We start from the raw sequence: 26,128 nt of genomic DNA, 5'->3' as shown, positions 1-26,128 counted from the left end.
TCCGCCATGAGGATAATTCACACGGCTGATTGGCATGTCGGACAGGGCATGCGTGGTCGCTCCCGAGCCGACGAGCATCGTGCTGTTCTGGAGGAGATCGTTGCCATCGCTGCGGAGCACAACGCCGACCTGATCCTTGTGACGGGAGATCAATTCCACGCCGGGGCTCCAAGTCCGGAGTCCGAAGAAATCGTGTACGAGGCCCTCATGAAACTAGCCTCAACCGGTGCCCACGTACACGTAGTGGCGGGCAACCACGATAGCCCGAAACGACTGCGGGCCGTGGCGCCGTTGCTAAGGCTTGCCAACGTCACCGCGAGTTGGGTTGCGTCGCGACCCAAGGATGGAGGGGTTGTCGAATTGACGGTTGAGCGTACAGGTGAACGCGCAGTCATTGCCAGCATCCCGTTTCTCTCTAGACGCACAATCGTCAAGGCTGATGACCTGATGAACCTTGACTCAAGCCAGCACGAGGGTAAGTATCGCGATCGATATCGTCAGATTGTCGAGGCTCTGACGAAAGACTTTGACAAAGAAACGGTCAACCTGGTTGCCGCTCATGTAACAACGCAAGGAGGTGCCAGAGTCGGGGGAGAGAGGGAGTCGCAGTCAATTCTGGACTACGTGGTCCCGGCGGCAGTCTTCCCTACCAACACGCACTATGTCGGGCTCGGTCACCTACACGGGGTGCAGCGCATCGATGCGGGTGCACCCGTTTGGTACCCGGGATCGCCACTGTACATGGACTTTGGAGATAAATCAGCGGAAAAATGTGTTCTCTCCATTGAGGCCAAGCCGGGAAGGCCCGCTCGGGTCACCCGAGTCCCATTGACGTCAGGACGCGCATTGCTCACCTGGAAGGGCACTGTCGAGCAATTCAGACTGCATGCGGATGGCCTTGGGGACGCCTTCGTTCGCGTACGGCTGGCTGAGGCCCGAAGACCAGGCTTGGCTGACGAGGTTCGCGAAATTCATTCAGGTGTCGTAGAGGTAACGCTGGAAGACCAGAATGACCGAGAAGCCAAGGAGGATTCAAGAACCAATATCGAGGATCTGTATGGGTCGCCTCGTGAGCTATTTGCTCAGTACCTAGCCGAATCGGACATCGAGAATGAGGAGATAATATCGTTGTTCGATGAGCTTCTGGAGGACTCGCATGCGCCCTAAGAACCTAACCATCCACGGCTTTGCTTCTTTCAGAGATGAGGTAGAGATCGATTTCGAGGACGCCGACCTGTTCGTTCTAAGCGGTCCCACGGGATCCGGGAAATCGAGCATTATCGACGCCATGACGTTTGCGTTGTACGGCGCGGTCCCGCGCTACGGTAAGCAGGCCACGACCGCCATCGTGAGTAAGGGGCGCAATGAGGCCCGGGTTTGCCTCAGGTTCGATGCTGGTGGTAAGGAATACACAGCTACGAGGGTTGTGCGAATGCTCTCACCTGAAAGGGCCACCACCAAGGAGGCGCGATTGGAACAGGGCGTGCAGGTCCTAGCCGATAGCACTCGCGACATCGAGAACGCAATAACGAGCATCATTGGCCTGAATTATGAGGACTTTACTCGTTGCGTGGTGTTGCCTCAGGGCGAGTTCCAGAAGTTCATGCACGCGAATCCGGCGGAGCGCCAAGATCTGTTGATCAGTCTGCTGGGGCTTGGGCTCTACGAGGACCTGCGACGGGAGGCTTCCCGGCGGGCGGACGGGCACAGGTCGGAATTCGAGATCGCACAGCGGCGTCTAGAAGAGGATTACCAAGGTGTCACACCGGACGCGCTCAAGAGATCGGAAGAGGTGCTCAAAGCGCTGAAGGCCACTCAGCTAGCGGCTGCGAAGGCAGGGGACGAACTTGAACAGTTGCGAGACGAACTAAAAGAGATAGCGAGGAAGTCAGAGACACTCGCTACTCAGTCCGACATCGTGGCTAAGCTGAGAATTCCAGCGGCTGCGACGGTCGCTGCCGGACAATTGGATGAAGCCAACCTGAAGGTCGATAAGCTAGCGGAGGAACTGAAAAAGGTTCGCCTTGAGCGCTCGGCGTTGAACGAGGAGAGACAGGAACTCCCTGACCGAGGCGATCTCAAGGTCCAGCTTAGCCGACGAGAGGAGGCAGCGACAGTGGCTGCGCAGCTGGTCGAGCTCAAGGCTGATTCCAAGGACGGAAAAACGAGGCTGGAAACGGCTAGTGAGGCCTTGGCGCAAGCCGAAGACAGATTGACCCGCTCTGAGAGTGACCTCCGATCGGCTCAAAACCGTCATCAAGCAGCGCATCTCGCAAGGTCTTTAGTTCCAGGCGAGCCGTGTCCGGTTTGTCTTCAGGTTGTGGTTGACTTACCGGACCATTCTGGGACGGCCGACCTGGCGGCGCTGGGTGAAGTCGTCAAGAAGGCTAAGGCGGACCTCAAGGCAGCAACAGATAATCTGGGCAAGATTGAGAAGTCTGCCGCTCGATCTGAGGCCCGCTTTCAAGAGGCCGAGAAGCGCTTCAAGGATCTAGCAAAGCAGCTCGAAAAGACCCCTGAGTTGGAAGTGCTCGCAAAGGACCTCGCGCGAGTTGACGACCTGGATGCCCGGGTAAGGTCTGCCATCGCTTCGGAGGGCGCTATCGAGCGAAAAAGGCAGGTCGCTCAGGAGAAAGCCGGGCTTCAAGCGGGAATGGTGGTCGCGGCATGGGAGAAGTGGAAGGAGGCTCGGGGTGATGCCTCCCGGGCTGGCCTCGATCCGCCAGATCGCGTCGAGGGCGATCTCCTGGCCTCATGGAAGGGTCTGGAGCAGTGGGCAATCGCAGCGGCGAAGCGACTCAGGCCGAAACTTGACGCCTTAGAAGAGATGAGGCGATCCAAGCAGGCCGAGATGGAGGGTATCCTCAAGGGGCTTAAGGAAAGCCTCGCGCGTACCGGTGTCGAAGTAAAGGAAGGAGAGAACCCCATCGGTGCCGTTCAGAGCGCCTATGCGAAAGCTGAAAAGGCTGCCGCGGATCTCCAGGCGCAGCTTGAGAAAGCCTGTCAACTTCAAGACCGGGCAAGACAAGAGGATTCCGCTGGGCGGACCGCTCGAGAACTCTCGCGGCTCCTCGGTGCGAAGTACTTCGAAGGGTGGATGATTAAGCGCGCTCTTAAGGCGCTCGTCCTCGGGGCCAGCAAGACCCTTAGAGAGTTGTCTTCAGGAGCCTATTCTTTGGAGGTTGGGGACCAGAACGAGTTCGTCGTGATCGATCATCTGAACGCAGATGAGAGGCGGTCGGCGAAGTCGCTGTCCGGCGGGGAGACGTTCCTCGCTTCGGTGTCACTGGCACTGGCCCTTGCCGACCAGGTCGCAGAGTTGGGTGTGCGCGGAGGGGCAAACCTAGAGGCGCTTTTCCTGGACGAAGGGTTTGGGACACTAGACCCGGAAACACTTGATACCGTCGCTAGCGCCCTGGAGGAATTGGGCGCTGGGGGTCGCATGATCGGACTCATTACCCACGTCCAAGATCTAGCCGAACGGATGCCGGTGCGTTTCGAACTCTACAAGGAGGGAAACGTGTCGTCGATTACGAAAATGGCTGTCTGAAATGAAGATCGCCGTGGAGCCATGGGCTCCGGAATATGGAAGCCCTTTGGGAGCCGAGGCACTTGAGCAGCCGACCAGTTCGGTTGTTGATGTGGAGGTTGAGATGACTCGGGGAGAGTGGCGGCCGATCGCACCCGAGATGCAGCGGCCGCCTCGTGTCGTCTATTTCATCGATGGGGTTCGACGCATTGATGCGAGAGTCTGGATAACGCTTGAAGACGGGGAAACGCGCCCCGGGATATGCGCAAGTTTCGCCGCCGGCGTCGCCAGGTGTGGCGACTCCGCTGAGATTTGTAGCACTCGCGTCGAGAGACGACTTATCGCTCGTGCTGGACCCACCGACTTGCGGTCAAGTGTTGGTGTTTACTCGCCCCGGGCGGTACAGGCCGACGACGTCGATTCCTTGATGTCCGCACTTCAAGTAGATATGCGGGCAATTGAGGCGGATGTGGCCCGGAATATCTCCTTGGAGGAAGATGCGGTCGTGGTGTTCGACGGTCCAATTGGAAGCGGGCGGGACGTACAACCGGCAATTGGGTACGTCAAGACCCACCGCGTGGCCTACTTGGAGAGTGACTTGTCAGCCGTGATTCCCGAGCTGGAAGTCGGACAACGAACGCCCATCTTCCTGATCGGCGAGCAGTTTACACGATACACCTGGTACGCTCGATTGCCCATGCCAAGTTTGGCTGGGAATCCGTGGAGTGGGATCATCCGCTGTGAGGCCTCAGGTGACATGAAGTCCTCTACAGCCGCAACTCTCGCTGATTTTTCGTGTACGGCACTCCCCCGCTTCGCGGCGGAACCTCACAAGGATCCCAGGGCTCCACAGAATCTGTATCCGATCGCCGCGCTGGAGCGGGAGCTTCAGAGGCGGATGGGCCATCGGCGATATGTTGAACGCGAGTTGCGCGTGGCGGGATGGCGTCATTCAGGGGGACTGAGCTAGCAAGCCATGGTTGTTTGTAGTGGTGCTGAAGCGCTGGTCGGGGACGAGCGTCAGGCTGCCATGCCTGCTGCTCGTCAACGACCTAGACCAGCGGAGTATGTCGCCACCTGTAAGCGGTCTTCCCCATTGCACGGCCCTAGAGTGGAACCCCGGCTCAACTGCATCAGAGAAGTGCCCGGGACAGCGGTTAAGAACGAACATCAACGGTTCATCGTTAAAACTCAGCAGGAGGTAACCGGTCGGCAGCCAGCCCCGCCTACCCAAACACGCTCAAAAACTCCTGCCGCTGCTGATTACTACCAAGCATCAGCAGCTCCGTACCCGGCTCAAGCACCGTAGACGCCGGCGGATTCGTCCGAACCTCCCCACCATCCTGAATAGCAACCACATTCAGCCCCGTCCGCGCCCCAATTCCCGTCTCCGCCAGCGACTTCCCATGCAGCGACGCCGGCAGCGGAACCGAGAACAGGTCAACGCCCTCACCGAGCATAATGAGGTCCTTGCCCTCCACAATTGAAGTAATCGACTCCACGCCGAGCGAGGCATAGCTCAACACAAAGTCTGCTCCGGCGCGGTGGATGGCCTCCAGGTTGCGTTCGTGCGTAATGCGACTGACCAGGCGCAATTCCGGGTTGAGCTGCCGACAGTACGAGGTAAGGAAGATGTTCATCGCATCGTCGTGCGTCGTCAGTAGCACGGAGGGAGCTTTCAGGACGCCAGCCTCCACGAGCAAATCATAGTCCTCGGCGTCGCCCGTGAATACGGCCTTGCAATGGGGGCGGGCACGGTCACAGATGACGGGGTTTTGCTCCACCACGTGCACGGGAATGTCCTGTCGCTGCAACGCCCTCGCAGCTGCCCTCCCGACAACGCCACCACCGATGATCAACACCGGGTTCTCATTCACGTTGTAGATGAAGAGCAGCTCGTCCAGCTTGTCGAGTTGCGCCTGCGTACCGATGATGACCAGGACGCTGGAATGGGTGAGCTGAGTATCCGGTCGCGACGGCGTCATCCGGCCTTTTTCCCACACCCCGATAATGCTGACCCCGGAGATCTCCCGCAGCCGAGTCTCCCGGATGGTGCGTCCGGCGAGCGGTGTGCGATGCAGCGGCAATTCGGCGATCAGGAGATCTTTGAGGTTGCCGATCACATGCGAACGCGCATGAGAGGCAGCGACACGGCTGGCGAGCTGCTCGCCCAGAAACCTCTTCAGGCACAGCACATGATCGGCCCCGCTGAGCTTGAGCACATCTACGGAGTGCTCCCTGCCAGCCGTGGCTACAATGGGAACCTCCGGGGCCACCTCCCGAACCGTAAGGATGATGCTGGTGTTGACGGTGTCCGCCCTGTTGGCAATCACCATGCGGGCCCGATCCAGGTTCAGGGACTCGTAGGTCGCCCTGTTATCGAGCTCACCAACGACTACGGAGATCCCGTCGAGATACCGGTTTGAGGCGAGCGTCGGATCGGGTTCGAGGACGAAGTAGGGGATGTCTTTGCTCTTCAGGCGCTCAATCAGCCCCGGGGCAATCGTTTCGTAGTCACAGATGATGACGTGCCCCGTCGTGCCGGGGGGTACCCGCTCTGGCGCGCGATGCCGGATCTGCGCCTCCAGCCAGGGCGCATAGAAGAAGCGGATGAACGCAAAGGGCAGGACGATCAATAGCAGCACCACGCCGGACATCAGCACCACCATGCTGAAGACGCGCCCGATGTCGCTCTGGAAGGTGATGTCGCCGAAACCGAGCGTGCTCATCACCGTCAGCGTCCAGTAGAGACCGGTGAACCACGAGTGCTCCTGCCCCTCCACATGCACCATGATCAGGTGGAACAGCTCGGCGAACACCACGACCACCACCGCCACGAAGGCCACGTACTTCAGCAGCGCCCGCACATTGCGCTGGGTTCGCTTGTCGCTAAAGAAGTAGGATAGCTGGGTACTGACGAGTTTCATGAGGCAGTCGCGCCGCGAGGTAGAGAAATGTACTGCTCTCCGCGATGAGCTTGGCGAGGTCGGCGCCCGCGCGCCTGAGTACCTTGACGACAGTACAAGGACAAAGACATGCACATGGTGCCACTTTGGCGAGCCTGCCTACTCGTAGGCATCCTTATCGCGATGCCCAGGACAATCGTTGCCCAGCACGGTGAACTGACTCTGGACGACCTGTTCGCGACGCCCAAGCTGACGGGAACGACCCCGTCCAGGCCAGCCTGGGCACCGGACAGCGAGCATTTTGCGTTCTCCTGGAATGAGCCAGGAATACCCGGACGAGGCCTGTGGATTTCCTCGAGCGATGGACAGGACATCCGACTTGTGTCCGCAGCCGAATCCCCGTCAGTGCGCGACATCGTCTGGACCGACGCGGACGCCATCGTCAGTCTGCGGGGCAACGATCTCTGGCAGACCTCGTTGAGCCAGGGAGACGACGTCCGGTTCATGCCTCTCGAGGCAGGCGCACGCAGCCTCTCCCTGTCGCCAGACGCCAGCCAGGCGGCCTACATCCGCGACGGGGACCTGTGGCTTGCCGACTTCGCCTCCAAACAGAATCGCCAGCTCACCGACATCGGCATCCCGAGCCTCTCGAGTCTGCCCAGGGGGCGCTACAGCCGGGCAGAACGCGAAATAGGCCCCGGCATCTGGAGCGGACCGACCTACAAGTGGTCCCCGGATGGCACGACCATCGCGATCCACGTCGTGGATCGACGGGCGATGCGCAAGGTGCCATTCCCGGACTATCTCGCTGACGAAACCAATCCGAACGAGGTCCGCCGAGGCTACCCGGGCGATGCGAACGAGATTCGCAGGGTGGGACTGCTCGACGTGCAAAGCGGGGCCATCAAATACCTGGATCTGCCCAACCCGGACGCCAATCAGGTTATCGACTTCAACTGGTCACCGAGCGGTGCGCTGCTCATCGACATCGCGTCCGACACCGCGGTCGAGCGCAAGCTTTTTGTCGTTGCACCCGGTGAAGGCGAGCCCCGCGAGATCTGGCGAGGTGTTCGGGAGAGCCGCATGTACACATCGTTCGCGTCTGCCTGGCATCCGGATGGCAAGAGCGTCGTGTTTCTGAGCGACATGGGTGATCGCTACGGCCTCTATACGATCGATGCCTCGCCATCCAGGGATCTGCCCCGGCTGCTAACCGATCCTTCTTACGATGTGCTCTCTGCCCCCAGTGTTGCCGGGGAGGCGCTGTTCTACGCAGGCAACGGCAACGGTGCGCACGAGCAGCATGTCTATCGCCTGAAAATGTCCGATGGCGACCCCGAGCAGGTGACGCGCCTTGCTGGCCGGAACGCGGGCTACCCTTCACCAGACGGCCAGCACCTCGCCTTCATGCACAGTAGCGACACGTCGCCGAACGAGTTGTATGTGGTGAGCAACGACGGTGGTGACGCGACGCGTGTGACACACTCGCCGCTGCCCACCTTCTCGGAGCGAACGTGGACGGCTGCGGAATACGTCAGCTTCCCCAGTCTTGTCGACGACTACACGCTGCGTGCCCGGATTCTGAAGCCTGCCGAGATGCAGCCGGGCACCAGGTACCCGGTGTTGTTTGGGCCGGTGTACTCGAACACCGCTAGAAACCGCTGGTCCGGCAACTACAGCCTCGTGCAGCAACTGCTGGTCAAGAAGGGGTATGTGATCGTGCAGGTCGATTCCCGCGGCAGCGACGGCTACGGCCGGGCGTTCCGTGAGGAGTTCCTGCTGGGCTTCGCGGACCAGGACATCGAGGACTACGCAAGCGCCGTGGCCTACTTGGAGTCACTCGACTATGTCGATCCCGATCGTATTGGCATTTGGGGCAGCAGCTACGGCGGCACACTCTCCGTCTACTCCTTGCTGATGAAGCCAGGCCTGTTCCAGGCGGGTGTGGCTGCTGCTGCGGCGGTCGACCCGTTCTTTTTTGGCACCGACGACGTCGCGATCGTTCGTCGCCCCCAGACCCACCCGAAGGTCTTCGAAAGAAAGGCGCTCAAGTACGCAGCGAATCTGGAGGATCACCTCCTGTTCATCCACGGGATGCAGGACCATGTGGTCCCGTTCAAGACAACCGCGGTGTTGGCTGAAGAGCTAATTCGGCAGGGCAAGGACTTTGACTTTGCGTTTGCTCCCGGGGCTACGCACGGATGGAGTCGTGAGCGGCACTACGATCGCTACCTGTTTGGCAAGATGATCGAGTTCTTTGACCGACACCTGGCGCGGTAGCATGCCGCGGTCTGCCCATGGCCACCGGCCCCGAAAAACCGAATGTGCTGATCATGGCTGAGTTGCTTCGTCCTCGTTCCGTGCTAGCTGTCCGCGACCTCGAAGCGTCGACCGAGTACTTCGTCGAAGTGCTCGGCTTCGAACGGGACCCAATCGAAGCGCCCGGGTGGAGCTTCTTGTCTCGTGGCGCGGTCCTGCTCATGCTCGGCGAGTGTCCTGACGAAGTCGACGCTGGAGAGACGGGCAATCACTCATGGTTTCTCCACGTGATGACCGAAGGAGTGGATGAGCTCCACGACGAGTTCTTGTCGCGCGGGGCGGAGATCGTCGTTCCGATTGGGGATCGCTCACACGGTCATCGGGAATTCGTGGTGCAGACTTGCGATGGACACCGCATCCTGTTCGGTGAGCCCCTCAACTAGTCGGTGATCAGGTTGGCCTCGGGCCTACAGCCCTCGCCAAAACGAGTGGATGGCCTCTCGGCTGAGTGCTGCTGCAAGACCTGGTGACATGACCTCGGCTCCGAGCTGTCCGTCTATTATCAGCGTAGCAAGGCCATGGACGAGCGCCCAGGCCGCTGCTACCCCAAACTCCTCTGACGAAGGTGTGAGGGCTGCCCTGTTGCACGCATCAACCGCTCGCTCGAGCACCCCTCTCGCCTCCGAAGCTGCAGCGTTCAGTGCCGGGTAGGGCGTCGTATCAGCAATCTCGCGGCTAAACATCAGCCGAAACTGCTCGGGATTGTTCACGGCAAAAACGACGTATGCAACGCCAGCTTCCTGCAGACGCTCGACTGGATTGTCAATAGAGCGCTCGATCGCCAGAACAGCCTCTGCCAGGGAACGGAATCCCTCTTCCGCAACGGCAGCGATAAGTGCAGCTCTGTCTGAGAAGTGGTGATAGGGAGCCGCATGGCTCACGCCAGCCCGCCGAGCTACACGCCGAAGAGAAACCTGATCCGCGCCCAGTTCGCGCGCGATATCCAGCGCCACCTCCACAAGGGTCCGACGGAGATCGCCGTGATGATAGGATTTTGAGGTCATGATTCAGAGGATCTTGACACTGGCAAGATTCAGTTCTAACTTGACGCCGTCAAGATTGGGTCAGTCGGCTTCACAGTCAACTGTTCGATCATTCGTGGTTCGACAAAACCCACCAGTATCTGATGAACAAGAACCTCTTTGCCGCAGCCTGCGCGTTATTGCTGACGACGGGCGCTGTCGTCTTCCTATGGGGTGGTGCGCAGCACCCGTCAACGGGCTCCTCACTAGGGCCGGTTGGGTCGCCGGAGTACTTTCGTGCCTTCGCGCGTCACGTTGCGGACCACGTCGGCTGGCGGGAAATCCACAGTGGCATCCTTGCTGGACCGATTCTCTGGGCACTCGGAACGGTCGGACTGGCAGATCGCTTTTCGCTGGAACGGCAATCCAATTGGTCAATGTTGGCGCTCCTGTCGCTATCGATGGGCGCTGCGACGTGGGCTGTCGTATTCGTTCTGGATGGCTTCGTGGCGCCTCTTCAGGCTGAAGCAATCCTTGCAGCCGGGTCCTCCATCGATGCCGTCCATGCCTTCCGCTCCAATCAGGAAATCGTCATTCGGCTTGGACTCGTCAGCTGGCTGCTCATTGGAGTCGGAATCGCATCGATCTCAGCGGCAGCGCGGACGGCGGGGGAGCAAGCTCGCCTGATTCGCTTTGTTCTGGTCCCTGGCGGATTCCTCGTCGGCCTTTGGCCGCTGGTTGCTTGGATCATGGGCCCCTTTCGTCCGGGTCCCTTTACCAGCGGCACCTGGGCCGCAACTGCAATCCTGACGTCGGCTTGGTTTGTGGTAGCTTCTGTAGTGCTCGTTCGAAAACGTTCGACGCAAGCGGGGGGTGCTGCTTGAGCTCGACAAACACATTCCGCGCTTGCGTAGAATTCGGCTGAGTCGGCCGACCATCTGCCACCGATTCGAGACCACTCGCTACGCCGCACCATGGAGGACTCCAAAGAGATCCAGATTCGATTGCTGGCGGACGGCGATGGGGATGTCCTTCGTTCAGTGGACCCCGATGTCTTCGACAATCCGGTGGTAGAGCGTCTAGCCGACGAGTTCCTCCAGGACCCCCGCCACCACATCGTCGTGGCCACAGAAGAGACCGTTGTCGTCGGGTTTGCCTCGGGAATCGACTACGTGCACCCGGACAAACCACCCGAACTGTTCGTGCTCGAGGTTGGAGTTGCAGAAACCCATCAGCGTCGCGGTATCGCGAGCAAGCTGATTCGGAGGCTTCTCAGCCACGCGCGGTCAATTGGCTGTAAGAACGCATGGGTGGCCACCGAGACGACGAATCACGCGGCGCGTGCACTGTACGAATCTCTTTCTGGTCAGGAAGAGGCGGACCGTGCCGTGGTGTACAACTTTCCTCTGGCGTCTGGGTCCTGACGATTGGTCCACTTAGTGAAAGGCGGCATCCCCCGAGTGAAATCCCTTCGCGAGCCCTCGCCCGGAGGTCGGAAAGGGCGTTTCGCCTTATTGCGCTCAGGCGTCGGGACTGCTACGCTGGCTCAACCGGGGCGAAGCCCGGTTGGCTGAAGCATTCTCCATGGCCGATTCAGCACCCTCACGGGAAAAACACGGAATGACCCTTCGGACATTGCTCATCGCCACGATCATCGCATCGTGTTCCGTGCAGGATCCTGGCACCGACATCGGTATCCCCGGTGCTCAGGACAGCAGCGACCCAATTCCGGAGCCCAGGACCATAATCATTCCTCAGGCGACCGGCGTGGACACCGTTTCCGTTGTCGATCAGTTCTCGGGTCGGTTCGGTGCTCGCGAGGTACGAAATGCGGAGACATCCGGTCTCTTTGCATTCAACCTTCTGTGGTACCACGCCGAAGACACCCAACTCTTCTTGGGAGCGCGAGTGGAGTGTCCTGAAGTACCCGTCGTCACGATGCGGGATTTCGCGCTACTCGAGCTACCGGATACGGTATCCGTCCCTGAGTGGATGGGGATGCGACAGCAAGACTTCCTCAACTGGGCCCACCGTCTTGATCCAATTCACCACCAACTGACCTCAGGCGAGGTACGTTTTGAGGATGCCCGCTATGAGAGGGCGTACCGAGGCGAGAGTCGCGAAGAGGTCTTGATCTTCAAGTACAGCCTGGCTTTCGAGGACATTCGCTTTTCCAACGGTTTCCAAGTCCAGTCTCTTAGGTCCGAGCAGTACACGTGCTATCCAGGCACCCAGTTCTGGTTTGGAGACCTGCACAACTAGCAAGCCATCTGAGCGGGGTTCGCTCCGATGGGCGGCTCGATGCCCAATCTGCTCTGTGCACGTAACGAATCGATGAATGTCTATGTGGCGAATCTGAACTACGGTTTGGAAACACCCGATACTGTGTGAAGTATGTGTGCGAGGTCATGTCGGAAACTGATCTCAATCGTCACAAAGATGGGTAGTAAGAAGATTTCTCCAGGAACTCCTGCACCAAAAAGCGGCCAGTACAAGGTTATCGGCCCTCGGGGCGGCGATCAGGGCCGTGAGGTGACCAGCACTAAAGGCAAGCCACTTCCCCCGACTGAGAAGCCAGGTCAAGGCTACGTGCTCGTAGACCCGACGAAGCACAAGAAGTAGTTCGCCGAGGCGACGATCGCCCATCTGTACATGGGGCGCCGGGACCCGATGCTTAGCCTGAGGGTCGCCTCTATGTGCAGTGCGTCATTTCGGCGACGGTGCGCCGTGACCCATGAGTTGGTCGGCTGCCGACATGAGTTGCCCCGGTCAAGGCTTCTGAGCGCACCGGACTCCCCTCAGCAATTGCGCCATATCTGTCGCTCCCTTTCTGACGACAGCAACGCGACGGTGCGGCTTGCTGAGCAGCCGCATGCCGCAGATCCTAATTCAGGCACGGGCGGCGCCTCTCACTACGGAGTTGACCGCCTTGAAACCATGACGCTCCGAGCGCCGAGCAGTCGCCGGGCAAGGTCTGGATCCCCGTGCACCTCGGCTCTCTCCAAAGCGGTGTCCATGGGTAGTGCGTTGTAGAACAGGCGCCAAGCATCGTCAGGGCTGAGGCGGACCTCGGCGGACGGTGAGTCGGGCCTTCCCGCCTCCAGCGCCCAGGTACGGCCTGCGGCGGTGGCCGTCCAAGACCCTCCGGTGTCCCCTAGCACCGTGAAGGTGACCGTCGTTCCGGCGGTCGCTGGGGCACCGGACAGGGACACAGGGATAGCATGAACGCTCAGTTCCAAGAGCGGCGTGAGCCACTCTTGGGAGAGCAGAGGAGGAGCACCGACGGCATCGCGAATTTGAGCCTGGTGGTGCCATAGTTCCGTGTAGTCTCTCCCGACGTCCATCCAGCAAAGCGACTCCTGCTGGCCAGCCCAGGCCACAGGAAAGAAGGCTGGAGCCATCGGATCAAGTGACTCGTAAAACTTGGCGAGCTGAGGTCCAATTTGATCAAGCATCCCGATGAGCAGGGTCGGTGAGACCCGTCGAAATGCATCGACCCACATGTGGTTAAGGCGGTTCAGGAATTGGACCAGGTCCTCGTAGCTATCTCCCCCACGGGTGTCGGCTTCAAGCCGCAGCTGGTCCCGCTGTAGAGAGAGGCGGCGCACCTGGCCGTCGAGCAAGTGTGCCGCCACATCGCGGACCTGCCACTCTCCAGCCAAGGTCCGAGCGGTCCACTGCTCCTCGCCCAGGCTTCTCAAGAGCGACATCAGCTCCTCGTGGAGAGGCCCGAAGAGGTGTTGTGTAAGAACTGGTTCCAGCTGAGCGGTCATGGGACGTACCCTCAGATCAGGAGGCACAGGGAAGGGGTGAAGGTAGGGTTCGAACCCGTGGACTTCCCGATCAGGCATTGCGCCACTTCAGTCTGTACGATGGACACGAGGTCGTGATCTCCAGCTGCGCGCGTGGGCAGAAATTGGCGTCTGGCCTCGCTCCTCTGCCAGCACGATCTTCGTCGCGTTCGAATGACGGATCGGCCCTTCACCCCGTAGTCGCAACACCCAATGCGAACCTCCACACCACGAGCACATCCTCGGAAGGCCGCCGCCGACCATCTGGTCCTGGTGCTCCTGGGCTTCTCGCTGTTCAGTGGAGGCGCGCTCGGCTGTGCATCGACGAAGTCACCCTATGCTGACCTTGAGCCCTGTGGCGCGTACGTACCAGGGCCGCGTCCGGCAGAGCAGGAGTTGAGTGCAGGCGACCACACCGAGCCGAGGTTGATCGGCAGCGTTGCCGACCTGAGAGATCGCGTCGACCTCGACACCAGAATCCGAACTGGCGGAGTGGAGCTATTCTCGGAGGCTGAATTCCTGGTTGACGTCAACGGTTGCGTGCGAGAGATCAAAGTCACCAGGAACGACCTTCAGGAGATCACGGATGCCTTTGTCAGGGGCCTTGCTACGAGTCGCTTCCATCCGGCAACTTTGAACGGCGTGCCCGTGGAGGTTGTCAGTAGTAGGGCCTGGTCTTGGAAGTCCTCGCTTTGAGTGCTAGGTGATTTGCCCGGCGACCCGTGGAATCGCCACTTTGATGACCTAGGCGGGCCGGTGGGTGAAACCCACGTCCACCGATCAATGCCCAGCCGCGAGCCGCACGGATTCGCAGAGTGGATCGCGACGGTTTAGACCGCGTATAAGATCCAAAATCGGGCTTCGGCTATGGACCGTGCAGACATCTACCACTCCCACCCCGGGATTCTCAGCGGTGTCCCGGTTTTCACTGGCACCCGCGTCCCGGTTGATACGCTCGTTCAGCACCTCAGAGCGGGGGTAAGCATAGAGGCGTTCCTCGATGATTTCCCGAGCGTATCTCGGGCCCAGGCAGAGGCATTCCTTACCTTGGCTCTCAACGATGCGTTGGATCTGACTCCAAAGGACGCTGAGGCGGCCTAGTGCGCGTCCTGCTGGACGAGAATGTCCCGCGAAAGCTCAAGCATCGCTTCAGTCCGCCTCATTTCGTGACTACTGTTCAAGAGCGCGGTTGGGCCGGAGTCGAAAACGGAGCGCTGTTGCAAGCGGCGGCCGACGAATTCGACGCGCTGGTTACCTTGGATCGAGGAATTGAGTATCAACAGGATATGTCCGGACTCGATCTTCGGCTGATTGTTGTTAGTGCCTCCTCCAACCGGTATGAAGACCTCCTTCCTGTCGTACCGGCCATCGAGAGCGCCCTCGTCAGACTAGGGGCCGGTGAAGTGGCTCTTGTGGCGGGATGACCAGCCCTAGGAAGCGGCCATGTCAAAGCTTTCCGTCGATCTCCGTCGCGTTCAGCCAGGATGGATAACCAGTAACTAATGACCCGTCCGCAGAAGGCCTTTGTACTACTCGCCGCCGCCGCTTTCGTCGCGCTCCTGGCTCTGACCTACGGCTTCGAAAGCAACCCTGAACCCCCTGCCCAAGAGCCCGAGGGCACCACCAGCCCCGCCAAATCCAACCCACCGGAAGGCAACACCAACCAACCAGGCTCGTCCCGCCCAACAGACTATGTCGAGACAGTCCACGGCGTATCCTTCACGATGAAAGCCATCCCCGGCGGGACTTTCTTGATGGGGTGCGGCCTGGAGGATGAGCCTTGTGCCGATGACGAGTGGGCAGATAGAGCAGCCCAGCAGCGGCAGACAACGGCGAACGTAGCCCCCTTCTACCTTGCGGAGACTGAGGCGACCTGGGAGCTTTACCAGACCTGCATCGACGCTGGTGCCTGCCCCGACAACGACGCCGACGGAGGTGACAACGGTTGGGGCAAGGGCCAGCGGCCGGTCATCGAGGTGAGTCGAGACGACGTGGTGAATCAGTTTCTACCGTGGCTGAACCAACTCACGGGTCGGGACTACCGGCTGCCCTCCGAAATGGAGTGGGAGTATGCTGCCCGCGCGGGTACCACCAGCCGCTTTTCGTGGGGAGAGACCGCCGACTGCTCGCAGGCTCGTTACGGCTACGTGTCCGGTGAATGCGGAGGGCGTGCCTCCACCGACCCGGTCATGAGCTTCCCGCCGAACGGCTTCGGACTCTACGACATGCATGGGAACGTCTGGGAAATGGTTCAGGACTGCTGGACCGAAGACGACGAGGCCACGTGCGTCGAGTTTGTGCTTCGCGGCGGCTCCTGGCTGAACGCTCCCGTCAACCTGCGCTCCGCGGCCCGCTTTCACCATGACCGCTCGTACCGAGAGAGCGGAGACGGCTTTCGACTCGCCCACGACACCACTCCTTAACCCCCTGCCATGACTCGTCTTCTCTTGCTTACCTGCATCGCTCTTCTGGTCGTCACCGGCTGTGCGAGTCCCGGTCCGCCGACTACCGAATCCGGGCTGGCCTATTCCGTCGTCGCCGAAGGTGAAGGTCCGATCGCTGAGCCGGGCCAGCATGCGCTCATCCACGAGACGGTGACGTTCTTGGACGGCCGGACCTACTTCACCACACGCGAAGGCCCCCCTTTCCGGTAGGAATCGAGACGGAATAGAAGCGGCAACCCTCATGCCATCTCTCTTGCCCAATTATCTCAAGACCGCGGTCCGCTCTCTCCGGCGGGGCAGGATCTACACCGGGATCAACATCCTCGGGCTTGGTTTAGGGATCGGGTGCTGTCTGCTGATCGCCCTCTTCCTGCAGTACGAGCTCAGCTTTGACCGTCACCACAGCAATGCCGACCGCATTTTTCGAGTCGTGTCAGAGCGGCAGGTGGGCGATTCCGTTGAGTCGATGTCCAACGCTCCGTTCCCGACGGGGCCAACCCTCTCCGCCAATTTCCCTGAGATCGAAGAAGTCGCGCGGCTATTCAGGGCTACCAACGGAGCGAGTGTCCGGTACGCAGACGGGCTGTATACCGAGCCCAGGTTCTACTTCACGGACGCGAGTGTCTTCGATGTGTTCACGATCCCGTTTCGCGCCGGAGACCCGGCGAGCGCGCTGCGCGCTCCGAACGGCGTCGTCATCACAGAGCGGGCGGCACTGAGGTACTTCCGCGGCGCGGACCCCATCGACAAGACAATCAAGGCCACCCTGCTTGGTCGAACGGGTGACCTGGTGGTGACTGGTGTCGTGGAGACTCCTCCTGCGCAGTCTCATTTCGACTTCGATTTCCTGGTTCCGTTTGACTCGGAGCTGAACGGGTGGAACCAGGGGCCGCCGCGGTGGGAAACCGGCATGCTGGGGGCGTGGACATACGTGTTGCTTCCCGACAAGCGTGCTGCCCTGTCGCTGGAGAGCAAACTCGCTGCGTTTGTTGACAACCACGCGCCCATTGCGATGCACGGCAGCCTGGCCTTCTCGCTCCAGCACCTTCCGGACATCCATCTGCGCTCGCACCGAATCGATGAGCTTGGTGCGAACGGCAGCATGATGTACCTCTACGTGTTTGCGGGCGTGGCGCTGCTCATCCTGCTCATCGCCTGCATCAACTTCGTAAACGTGACGACCGCCCAGTCCTTCCGCAGGGTCAGGGAGGTCGGCGTGCGCAAGGCATTGGGGGCTGGACGGGGCCAACTGGTCCGGCAATACCTCAGCGAGTCCCTGGTGCTGAGCTTTGGGGCGGTTCTTGTCGCCCTGGCCCTGGTGGCCCTCACGCTTCCGTATTTCCGGTCTGCGATAGGGATACCGCTGTTCCTGGACGTGCTCGCCAATCCCTCAATCCTGGTGTTCCTGGGTGGCGTATGGCTGGTCACGGGAGTCCTGTCAGGCCTCTACCCGGCGTTCGTGATATCGCGATTTAGCCCTGTGAAGGCCGTGAAAGGAACTGTTTCGATGGGGAGAGCGCGTTTGCTCTCGCTCCGCACAGCGTTGTCTGTGGGACAGTTCGCGGCCTCGGCCATCCTTCTCGTGATCCTTCTGAACATCCTGAATCAGCTCGACTACATCGAGCACAGGGAGCTCGGGTTCGAGCAGGATCAACTTCTGGTGTTGACGGGGAGCGGGGCCTCTTTCGATGTGTTGAAGCGGGAGCTGACGGCAAGTCCCAGCGTGACCAGTGTGACGGTGACCTCGCGTGTCCCTGCGGGGCGACATCTCGCGCGTCGCTCCGTGGTACCCCAAGGGGTCGACCGGGAGAATGTGCAGAACGTGCCGTTCCTGAGGGTCGAGCAGGACTTCGTCAGCACCCTGCAGATGCGCGTGACTGAAGGTCGCGACTTCGTCGCGGGCGACCAGCAGGCAATCCTGGTCAATGAGGCTGCTGTTCGGGCGTTCGGCTGGACAGATGGTGCCATTGCGAAACAGGTGACCGAACTGGACAGGGGTAGCGAGCGAGTCTGGAACGTCGTCGGGGTGATTGAGAACTCCCATTTCGAGTCGCTCCACGCATCGGTTGAGCCACTCATCCTGGCAGGAGGTATCAACTCCGGCTCCCGGGTCATCGCCCGAATCAGCCCCCATGACATTTCGGGGGCCATCGACCATATCCAGACCACGTGGGCGAGGCTCAGTCCGGAGACGCCGGCAAGCTTCTACTTCATGGACGAGAACATCGACGCCATGTATGTGCAGGAGCGGCGTCTGCGCAACGTCCTTCAGGGGTTTGCTGCGCTCGCCATCTTCATTTCGTGCATCGGGCTGTTCGGCGTAGTAGCGCTGTCTACCCAACAGCGCAGAAAGGAGGTGGGCATCCGGAAGGCCCTGGGCGCTACCGCCACCGACATTGTGATGCTGCTGTCGCAGCAGTACGTGGCGCTCGTCGCATGTGCGATGCTTGTCGCCGCACCCGTGGCGTACATCGTGGCCGACCGATGGCTTGCCGGGTTTGCCTACAACACCGGGGTCTCGGGTTTGAGTTTCCTGATCGCGGCCGGATCCGTGTTGCTGCTCGCCCTGGGGACGACGGCTTGGCAGTCCCTGGGGGCGGCACGTGTGGCTCCGGTTGAGTCGCTCAGAAATGATTGATGGGTTGAGTCCGCGCTGGGACCATCGATCCCGATCCCTAAACTCCGCAAACAGCGCGCGAGGCCGGCAGCGCTGATGCACTGCCGGCCTCGCATCCGACTCTCCCAATTCGTCACTCACGTGCCTGAACCGGGCACCCTGCTTTCGCAGGATGGATCGGACATCCACAGGCGTAATGTTGCCTGAAAGGGACTACCGGAACGGGTACCAGGAGAGCCCAAGACTCAGCCTGACCCCTGCCGTGCCCAGATTGATGTCGGTATCGGAGCTGCCGATCTCCTTGAAGAGCATGGCGCCGGGCGTGAAGATGGTGGATCCCTCGATGGCCAGTTTCGGAAGTACGAAGTAGCTCACACCACCCGCCAGGGATGCGCCGAATCCTCCGTAGGTCACTTCCTTGTTGTCAACGCGCAGATCACCATCATAGGACAGACCCATGACCGAGAAGGCAGCTTCTGCGAATGGCATCCAGCGATGCTGGGGGCGGAAGTGATACCGTGCACCGAAGTCCACGAATCCGAAAGCGTAGTCGGCGTTGTCGGGCAAGCCGTCAAAGTCGCCACCTCCTTCCACACCGCTGGAACCCTCGAGTCCCACGAAGAGCGACCAGTGTTCATTCAAGGCATAGCCAAGCCTGAATCCGCCACTGGCACCGCTTCCATCGTGGTCGCCTTTGTAGCCGACCCCCAGGGCACCCGTGCGGGCGTGCATGAGGAAGCCGTGCGTCCCTGCGTCCGTCTCCGCGACGGGATTTCGCTGATCGTCCTGCCTGGCCTGAACGGTGCTTGTGAACATGAAAAGGGCAAGCACTGCCATGAGCCGTGTTCCTTGCCGCCCGAAGGGAGAGTTGTAGTTGGTTGCAGTCATGATTCCGTTGGAGTCAGTTGTCAGATGCGAGATGCTGACAACCCTTTCGGACCATCAGCGTCGGCAACCTATCTCTGCCTACCAGGGGCTCGAATCAGCCAAAAGGTGCAACCGGGGGTGTAAAAGCCTCCACGATTGTCTGCACCCGTCTCCTATCGCAACCAGCCTTTCATCCTGGCTTCCTTGATGGCCGCTGTCCGGTTACGGACCCCCATCTTCCCGTATACATTGGCTATGTGCCGCTTGACGGTGGCCACGCTGATGAACAGGCGATCTGCAATCTCCTGGTTCTTCAATCCATCAACGATCAGTCCGAGAATCTCCGTTTCGCGCTCCGACAGGGCGTCAGGGCCGCTCGCGTCGGTTTCCTGTACCGAGGCGCCAAGGAAGTAGAGAACGCGTCGCGAGAACTCGTCGTCAGCCTCAGCGAGCACCTCTCGAAAAACATCGGAGTCGTGTATCGTGGTCGCGCAGCAACGCACCATGTGGTGTTTCGTCGCGAGTCGAATGGCCCGTCTGGCGTGCTGCTCGGCCTCGGTCCGGGATGATTTCGAGAGTACGGCCGTTGCCAGGAGGAGCCACTCGACCACGTCGATCAGCCTGCCATCCTTCTCGGCATCGTCCGCCTCTTGAGCGCATCGCGTCGAAATCGCATCCCGCTCATTCAGCCCGATGCCTGACTCCAAATCCAGGTGCATCAACAGCCTCATTGCACCGTGGAGAGTCCAGTCAGCTGGCTTCTCGGGCTCGTTGTCCGCACCATGATCTGCAACGAGGGCCGCCGCCTGGCGATAGTCCCCACGTTTCGCCAGCAGCCGGGCTCGCAACAGAGACACGGAGACGGGTTCCGGTGTCCGCGGTGATGGCGGATATTGATCGGCCCGGACGAGGACCTCAAGGGACTTCGCCGGGTGGCCCTCCATCTCCAGGATCCCGGCCTCAAGCACCAACAGTCTTCGTTTCAGATCTGGCGCCTTTACCTCCCGTTCCATGATCGGGATCAACCTGGCACGGGCTCCTTCGGCATCCCCCTCCTCAAGGACTGCCTGCACCAAAGCCAGCTGGGTTTGGGTCAGTCTGTAGGAGGGCCCGCTCGAGCCGGCCTCTATCACTGAACAGGCGGACTCCAGGTGCACGCGTGCCTCTGCCAGATATCCCTGCATGAGACGGATTTCTCCGCGCATGTAGAGCGAGGCGTGATGAAAGAGGGTATCCCCGGCACGCTGGAATTGATCGGCGGCATCGGAGAAGTAGGGGAACGCTTGCTCCAACTGGCCAGTGCGCAAACGGGCCAGTCCAAGAATCACCAGCGGTATCCCGCGATAGGCTGATTCGTGATCCGGCAACAGCTCCAACGCTCGCTCGGCGTGGCGCTTCGTGGCCTCCCAGTCGCCGCGGGCTTGCCCAACAAACGCATAGGCGGCCGAAAGGAAGGCTTCAAGAGATTCGAACGTCTCCTGGTCGGACACCTTCGGGCTGGGATGATCGAGAAGCGACCTTGCTTGATCGAGGTAGCGTTCGCCGTCATCGATCTCGCTGGTATCCAGCAGCGCCCAGCCCATTCCCAGATTCAATACCGGACGGTCCTCAAAAACGAATCCGGGAAGCTGGCGGGCCTTGTCCAGCCAGATTCGGGGCTGGAACCGCCGGTCTGTTTCGCGCCAGAAAAGCTCTACCAGATCCGCGGACAGTTGGACATCGCCGGATTCGAGCGCATGTGGAATCGCTCGGGCAAGGTCTCCCTGGTCAGAGAACCAGGAAGCGGCCCTCCGATGGAAGGCGGGTTGCAGACCGGGCAACTGTCGCTGCAAGCGCGCCTGCAGGACTTCTGAAAACAGGTGGTGGTATCGATACCGATGCGCGACATCGTCCAGCGGGACGACAAACAGGTTGGCTCGGTGGAGCGATTCCAGAAGGTCTGCTGAACCACTGCCGCCCGTGACGCTGTCACACAGCGGACCCGACAGGAATGGCAGGATGGAAGTCGCCAGCAGAAACTCCCGGGTTTCAGGAGACTGCTGTTCCAGCACCTCTTCCAGCAGGAAGTCATAGACCTCCCGGGTAGAGCCAGAGAACCCATCGATCGTCCCTGAATTGCCCTCACCAGTCTGCACAGACAATGCAGCCATTTGCAAACCGGCAATCCAGCCTTCTGTCTGCCGGGACAGGACGTTGACCACGTCGGGGTTGAGGGTGACCTCCCGTCGGGCTCCACGCGCCCCCTGCTGAAAGCGCAGAAACTCCTCCAGGTAGGATTCGGCTTCCGCCTTGTCGAACTCCAGATCTCCGACTCCAAGGTCTCGGAGCTTGCCCGACGATCGCATCCTCGCCAGCGGAATGGCCGGTTCCGAACGGGTACCCAGAATCAGCCGAACGGACTCGGGTAGCCGTTCAATCAGGAACAACAGCCCGGCAAGCGTTTCTTCGTTTTCGACCAGATGCAGGTCATCAAGAATGACCGTGCGTTCGATTCGAGCAGCCACCAGGTCATTCACGAATGAAGCCAGGATGGTCTGCAGGGGCACAGGCTCGGAACCGTGCAACAGGGAGAACGCCAGGTCCCCGACCGTGCTGTCTTCGTCGCGGAAGGCACCCATGAAATAGGCCCAGAACTGCGACCGCGCCTGATCCTCGGGATCGAGGGAGATCCAGACGCGATCCTTTACGGGGTGGGCCCCTTTCCGGTACCAGTCAGCAAGCAACGTGCTCTTGCCGTATCCGGCCGGGGCACGAACGAGCACGTGGGATGTCGATAGGCTCACATCCAGTCGCGACCGAAGATGCGGTCGCGGAATCATCACCAATGGGTCCCCCTGGACGTGATACTTGGTGGCCAACAATTGAAGTTGGGCTACCCCTCCCGGAACCATGGCAATGGGGGATGACCAGGATTCTGCCGCCATTCCACGACGGTCAGGATCGAATTCAGCAATACCGCGATGGAAGGCCGGGTGTGAATCAGGATGCGAAGTCGCTTGCGAGAATGGTAGGCCGCAGTCCTAGGAGAGGCGAATATACCGGATTGGCACGCACCGACTCCCTGCCAAAAAACTGGTTGGGGCTTTGGTAGATCGGGTGAGTTCGGGTTGTGCCGTCTGAGGGCGGCTCGCTACACTCCGTACGCCATCCCTCCAAAAGCCCCAGCCGTTCCCGCATGGCCTATAACGCTCGCCCCCTCCGCCTGGCCGCTATCCTGACCGTCGCGATTCTTCTCGGCGCTCATCCGGCAGCCGCCCAGGACGCCGAATACACAAGTGTGGTGACCTCGTCGGCTGAGTCTGACGATGGGCTCTTCCATGTCCATCAGGTTGACGGCAAGATCCTGTTCGAAATCCCGGACGCCATCCTGGGCCGGGACATGCTCATCATGAGCCGCTATGACAAAACGCAGGACGGTTATGCCAGCGTGGGAGGGATGATGGCCGGCAACCTCCTGGTCCGCTGGGAGCGCCGGGACGATCGCATCCTGCTGCGCGGAGTGTCGCACTCCAAGACGGCCGACCCCGACGACCGGGTCAGCCTGGCCGTAGAGAATTCCTCGTTTCCCAGTGTCATTGCTGCCCTTCCTATCCTCACGAGGGGCGACGGCACATCCGTGGTGGACGTGTCGGACCTGTACCTTCGCGATCACGCGGCGTTCTCCATGCCTCGCAACACGCGCACCCGGTTCAACGTGCGCTCATTTGACGCTGACCGCAGCTGGCTGGAGTTCACCAGGAGCTTCCCGATCAACGTGGAAGTCCGTGTCGTCCAGACCTACGAGGCCCACTCGCCTCCGTCCGCCGGCCGCGGAGGGGCCGTTTCCTTCGAGGTGAATCACTCGATGATCCTTTTGCCCGAGGAGCCGATGATGCCTCGGCTGGAGGATGAACGGGTCACCTACATCGGCATCGACCGGACCGACTTCTCGAGTGACTTCCAGGGAGTGCGCCCGGAGCGCTACATCCGACGGTACCGAATGGAGCCGTCTGACCCCGAAGCATGGGCCCGCGGGGAACTCGTGGATCCCGTGCGTCCCTGGGTCTGGTACATCGATCCGGCGACTCCCGAGGAGTGGATTCCGTACTACATCGCGGGGGTTGAGGAGTGGCAGGAGGCCTTTGAGCTCGCGGGCTTCAGGAATGCCATTCAGGCACGACTTGCCCCGACACCCGAAGAAGACCCCGAGTTTTCGCTTCTGGATGCGCGCTACTCCGTCATCCGGTACGTGCCGACCACCGTGCGATCCGCGAATTCGGGAGGAGACGTGGTCGACCCGCGTTCCGGAGAAGTGATTCGGGCGCACACGAACATGTACCACGGCCTGGACGAGCGACTGCGCTGGTGGCTGCTGACGCAGGTGGGCGCAGCCAATGCCTCCTTCCAGACGGACCAACTCTCCCAGGAAGACATGGGCGAGGCCATCCGCTACGTCATCTCTCACGAGACGGCCCACTCTGTCGGACTTCCGCACAACCAGATGGCCAACTTCGTCTTCCCGGTCGACTCGCTGCGGAGTCGCGAGTTTGTGGAGCGCATGGGACACTCCGGTTCGTCGGTTGGCCGCACGCGCTACAACTACGTCGCTCAGCCCGGCGACAACGTGCCTCCGGAGCGGCGCATAGGGCTCTGGGACAAGTTCGCGGTTATGTGGGGCTACCGGCCGATCCCGGAGGCCACCACACCCCATGAGGAGTTCGAGACGCTGAATCGCTGGATTGTAGAGCGTGCCCACCTGCCCTGGTTCCGATCTGCCGGCGCACTGTTCGGTATGGACGTGGAGTGGGACCCCAAGAGAATGACGGAAGGCATATCGGACGATCCGGTCGAAGCCGCCGAGTGGGGAATGAGAAACCTGCGGCACGCCGCAGACAACCTCATGGACTGGGTCCTTTCACCTGGAGACGATTACTACGAACTGGAAACGCACCACCTCCAGCTCCTCACACAGTGGAATCGCTACGCCGAGCACGCAGCAGCCGCGGTGGGTGGGTCGTGGACCCATTACAAACGGTATGGAGAGGATGGCTGGGTGTATACGCCCATCGAAGCCGACTACCAGCGCAAGGCCATGCAATTCCTGGACGAGCACGTGCTTCAGACACCCGATTGGGCCCTGCAGCTTGACCAACTTCGTCGCATCGAGCACGTCGGGGTTGTGGAGCGCATTCGGGCGTACCAGGAGTTGGCCGTCCAGCGCCTGCTCAACCATGCACGGCTTGCGCGCATGATCGAGCACGAAGCGTTCCTCGGAGACGAGACGTATCGACCGGCCGATATGCTGGACGATGCGCGTGGCATCGTCTGGCGCGAGATCGCGTCCGGTTCGCCCATCGACACCTACCGCCGCAATCTCCAGCGTGCCTATCTCGCACAGGCACACTACCTCCTACACGAGGCTGAGTCAGAGCACTGGAGCCCCCCGCGCTCGGGAAACCTGCGCGTGGGCAGGAATGACGATCCTCCCCTGAACGCCGATCTCCACATCGGTCAATCTGACATCCGGCCGCTCATCCGTGATCAGCTGCTCCAACTCAAGCGGGAACTGGAGGCCGCGATGTCCGCCGGCGTACAGGACAGAATGACACGTATCCACCTGGACGATGCGCTCGTCCGCATCAATCAGGCGTTGGAATAGGCTCCTCCAACCGCCGATCTCCCATGACAAGGTTCTTTCTCGTGTGCGTTGTGACCGCATCGTTCAAGGTCGCTTCCGCACAGACTGTCCCGCCGGATACATCAAGGGCGGTGATAGACTCCGTCTATGCCATCATCCAGGAGCAGTCGCTGTTTCGCGACAGGGTCGACTGGACGGAGACCGACAAGACGTTCAGATCTGCAGTCGATGCTGCAGGGACGTTCGCCGAGGCTCTTGATGCCTTCCGGCTCGTGTTCGAGGCACTGGACGATGTGCACAGCGCGATCTACTACGCTGGAACCGGAATCGCTTATCGCCGGCCGCCCTCCCGACCTGTTGTGCGTGACGTGCGCTCGCTCATCATGCTTAGCCGCGAGCGAGCGAATCAACCTGAGGGCCGCATGCTGCCGGGCGGTGTCGGATACGTGTACGTACCGGCCTATGGGCCGATTGGCCCAGACCCGATCAACGAAGGCGCCCGAGCTCTGCGCGACGTCGTCTGCGACCTGGCGGCCGAGGCGGGGAACGGATGGATTGTCGATCTGCGCGTCAACGAGGGCGGCAATATCCACCCCATGCTGTCGGGCCTCGGTGATCTGCTGGGCGATGGGGTTGTTGCCCGCTCGGTGGGCTCGTCAGGCGAGGCCCAGTTCGGCTGGTCCATCGTTGACGGTGTGCTTTCCATCGACGGTTATTCAGCGGCGACGGTAGAACGGCGATGCCCCGAGGCCAGGGAGTTGGGGCCGATCGCTGTCCTCATCGGCCCGGCGACGCTCAGTTCAGGCCAGATTACCGCGGTGGCATTTGCAGGGTGGGAGCGCGCCCGACTGTTTGGCGATCCCACCGCCGAAGGCTACGCGACCAACAACGCATGGCACCAGATCACGCCGGCGCTCGCACTGAACCTCTCCACTGCGTACTTCGCCGACCGCTCAGGCTATGTGCACGAGGGCATCGTGCTCCCGGACGAGCAGGTCGAAGGGGAGTGGCGCCTGGATGACCTGGAGAATGATCCCGTTGTCCAGCGCGCGCTGGCATGGATCGCACAAGACTGA

At 60.7% G+C, this 26,128-nt stretch carries 21 protein-coding genes; 16 read left to right on the top strand and 5 right to left on the bottom strand.

The window, feature by feature from the left end:
- The first annotated feature begins 6 nt into the window (after window positions 1-6).
- The 3 genes from JJ896_01225 (at window position 7) to JJ896_01215 (ending at window position 4,499) form a co-directional block, all read left to right on the top strand.
- The gene (locus JJ896_01225; GenBank protein MBO6778250.1) at window positions 7-1,167 is read left to right on the top strand and encodes an exonuclease SbcCD subunit D; all 1,161 of its coding nucleotides are present in this window, start codon (window positions 7-9) and stop codon (window positions 1,165-1,167) included.
- Window positions 1,157-3,550, top strand: a complete 2,394-nt coding sequence (locus tag JJ896_01220; protein MBO6778249.1) for an SMC family ATPase — start codon at window positions 1,157-1,159, stop codon at window positions 3,548-3,550. Before JJ896_01225 ends, JJ896_01220 begins: the two co-directional genes overlap by 11 nt.
- Window positions 3,551-3,956: 406 nt before the next feature.
- Complete coding sequence (locus JJ896_01215; protein ID MBO6778248.1) at window positions 3,957-4,499, top strand: hypothetical protein; 543 nt, start codon at window positions 3,957-3,959, stop codon at window positions 4,497-4,499.
- Window positions 4,500-4,755: 256 nt separating this feature from the next.
- On the opposite strand, the gene JJ896_01210 is transcribed toward JJ896_01215, so the two are convergent.
- Entirely contained in the window at window positions 4,756-6,456 is a 1,701-nt protein-coding gene (locus JJ896_01210; protein ID MBO6778247.1) for an NAD-binding protein, read from the bottom strand.
- A gap of 162 nt (window positions 6,457-6,618) precedes the next feature.
- Between JJ896_01210 and JJ896_01205 the strand changes: the two genes are divergently transcribed.
- Together JJ896_01205 and JJ896_01200 are read left to right on the top strand one after the other, a co-directional pair.
- Window positions 6,619-8,715, top strand: a complete 2,097-nt coding sequence (locus JJ896_01205; GenBank protein MBO6778246.1) for a S9 family peptidase — start codon at window positions 6,619-6,621, stop codon at window positions 8,713-8,715.
- A 17-nt stretch (window positions 8,716-8,732) separates the two neighbouring features.
- Window positions 8,733-9,137, top strand: a complete 405-nt coding sequence (locus tag JJ896_01200) for a VOC family protein (GenBank protein MBO6778245.1) — start codon at window positions 8,733-8,735, stop codon at window positions 9,135-9,137.
- Between the two features lie 24 nt (window positions 9,138-9,161).
- On the opposite strand, the gene JJ896_01195 is transcribed toward JJ896_01200, so the two are convergent.
- A complete protein-coding gene (locus JJ896_01195) occupies window positions 9,162-9,758 on the bottom strand; it encodes a TetR/AcrR family transcriptional regulator (protein ID MBO6778244.1) in 597 nt (198 codons plus the stop codon).
- A gap of 122 nt (window positions 9,759-9,880) precedes the next feature.
- Between JJ896_01195 and JJ896_01190 the strand changes: the two genes are divergently transcribed.
- The 3 genes from JJ896_01190 (at window position 9,881) to JJ896_01180 (ending at window position 11,978) form a co-directional block, all read left to right on the top strand.
- Window positions 9,881-10,600 carry a hypothetical protein gene (locus tag JJ896_01190; protein ID MBO6778243.1) on the top strand — a complete coding sequence of 240 codons (720 nt, stop codon included), beginning with the start codon at window positions 9,881-9,883 and terminating at the stop codon, window positions 10,598-10,600.
- A gap of 90 nt (window positions 10,601-10,690) precedes the next feature.
- On the top strand, window positions 10,691-11,140 hold the full coding sequence (locus JJ896_01185; protein MBO6778242.1) for a GNAT family N-acetyltransferase: 450 nt from the start codon (window positions 10,691-10,693) through the stop codon (window positions 11,138-11,140).
- A gap of 196 nt (window positions 11,141-11,336) precedes the next feature.
- Window positions 11,337-11,978, top strand: coding sequence for a hypothetical protein (locus tag JJ896_01180; protein MBO6778241.1), 642 nt, complete (start codon window positions 11,337-11,339; stop codon window positions 11,976-11,978).
- A gap of 650 nt (window positions 11,979-12,628) precedes the next feature.
- On the opposite strand, the gene JJ896_01175 is transcribed toward JJ896_01180, so the two are convergent.
- On the bottom strand, window positions 12,629-13,489 hold the full coding sequence (locus tag JJ896_01175; GenBank protein ID MBO6778240.1) for a maleylpyruvate isomerase N-terminal domain-containing protein: 861 nt from the start codon (window positions 13,487-13,489) through the stop codon (window positions 12,629-12,631).
- A gap of 231 nt (window positions 13,490-13,720) precedes the next feature.
- Here JJ896_01175 and JJ896_01170 point away from each other — a divergent pair, with 231 nt between their 5' ends.
- The 6 genes from JJ896_01170 (at window position 13,721) to JJ896_01145 (ending at window position 18,589) form a co-directional block, all read left to right on the top strand.
- Window positions 13,721-14,203 carry a hypothetical protein gene (locus JJ896_01170; protein ID MBO6778239.1) on the top strand — a complete coding sequence of 161 codons (483 nt, stop codon included), beginning with the start codon at window positions 13,721-13,723 and terminating at the stop codon, window positions 14,201-14,203.
- Between the two features lie 171 nt (window positions 14,204-14,374).
- On the top strand, window positions 14,375-14,608 hold the full coding sequence (locus JJ896_01165; protein ID MBO6778238.1) for a DUF433 domain-containing protein: 234 nt from the start codon (window positions 14,375-14,377) through the stop codon (window positions 14,606-14,608).
- Window positions 14,608-14,931, top strand: coding sequence for a DUF5615 family PIN-like protein (locus tag JJ896_01160; protein MBO6778237.1), 324 nt, complete (start codon window positions 14,608-14,610; stop codon window positions 14,929-14,931). Before JJ896_01165 ends, JJ896_01160 begins: the two co-directional genes overlap by 1 nt.
- Window positions 14,932-15,009: 78 nt before the next feature.
- Window positions 15,010-15,930: a formylglycine-generating enzyme family protein gene (locus JJ896_01155; GenBank protein MBO6778236.1), complete on the top strand. Its 921-nt coding sequence runs from the start codon at window positions 15,010-15,012 to the stop codon at window positions 15,928-15,930.
- A 9-nt stretch (window positions 15,931-15,939) separates the two neighbouring features.
- The gene (locus JJ896_01150) at window positions 15,940-16,161 is read left to right on the top strand and encodes a hypothetical protein (GenBank protein MBO6778235.1); all 222 of its coding nucleotides are present in this window, start codon (window positions 15,940-15,942) and stop codon (window positions 16,159-16,161) included.
- A gap of 31 nt (window positions 16,162-16,192) precedes the next feature.
- A complete protein-coding gene (locus tag JJ896_01145; protein ID MBO6778234.1) occupies window positions 16,193-18,589 on the top strand; it encodes an ABC transporter permease in 2,397 nt (798 codons plus the stop codon).
- Between the two features lie 192 nt (window positions 18,590-18,781).
- Here the strand turns inward: JJ896_01145 and JJ896_01140 are convergent, their stop codons facing one another.
- A complete protein-coding gene (locus JJ896_01140; GenBank protein ID MBO6778233.1) occupies window positions 18,782-19,456 on the bottom strand; it encodes an outer membrane beta-barrel protein in 675 nt (224 codons plus the stop codon).
- 152 nt (window positions 19,457-19,608) lie between these two features.
- Window positions 19,609-22,197, bottom strand: a complete 2,589-nt coding sequence (locus JJ896_01135; protein MBO6778232.1) for a hypothetical protein — start codon at window positions 22,195-22,197, stop codon at window positions 19,609-19,611.
- A gap of 413 nt (window positions 22,198-22,610) precedes the next feature.
- Between JJ896_01135 and JJ896_01130 the strand changes: the two genes are divergently transcribed.
- Together JJ896_01130 and JJ896_01125 are read left to right on the top strand one after the other, a co-directional pair.
- Window positions 22,611-25,073, top strand: coding sequence for a zinc-dependent metalloprotease (locus JJ896_01130; protein ID MBO6778231.1), 2,463 nt, complete (start codon window positions 22,611-22,613; stop codon window positions 25,071-25,073).
- 23 nt (window positions 25,074-25,096) lie between these two features.
- Complete coding sequence (locus JJ896_01125) at window positions 25,097-26,128, top strand: hypothetical protein (protein MBO6778230.1); 1,032 nt, start codon at window positions 25,097-25,099, stop codon at window positions 26,126-26,128.

The sequence above is a fragment of the Rhodothermales bacterium genome (assembly GCA_017643395.1).
In the GTDB taxonomy this organism is placed as follows: Bacteria; Bacteroidota; Rhodothermia; order Rhodothermales; family UBA10348; genus JABDJZ01.
The sequence above is the reverse complement of the archived record's forward strand: the minus strand, read 5'-3'. Positions and strand labels throughout refer to the sequence as shown.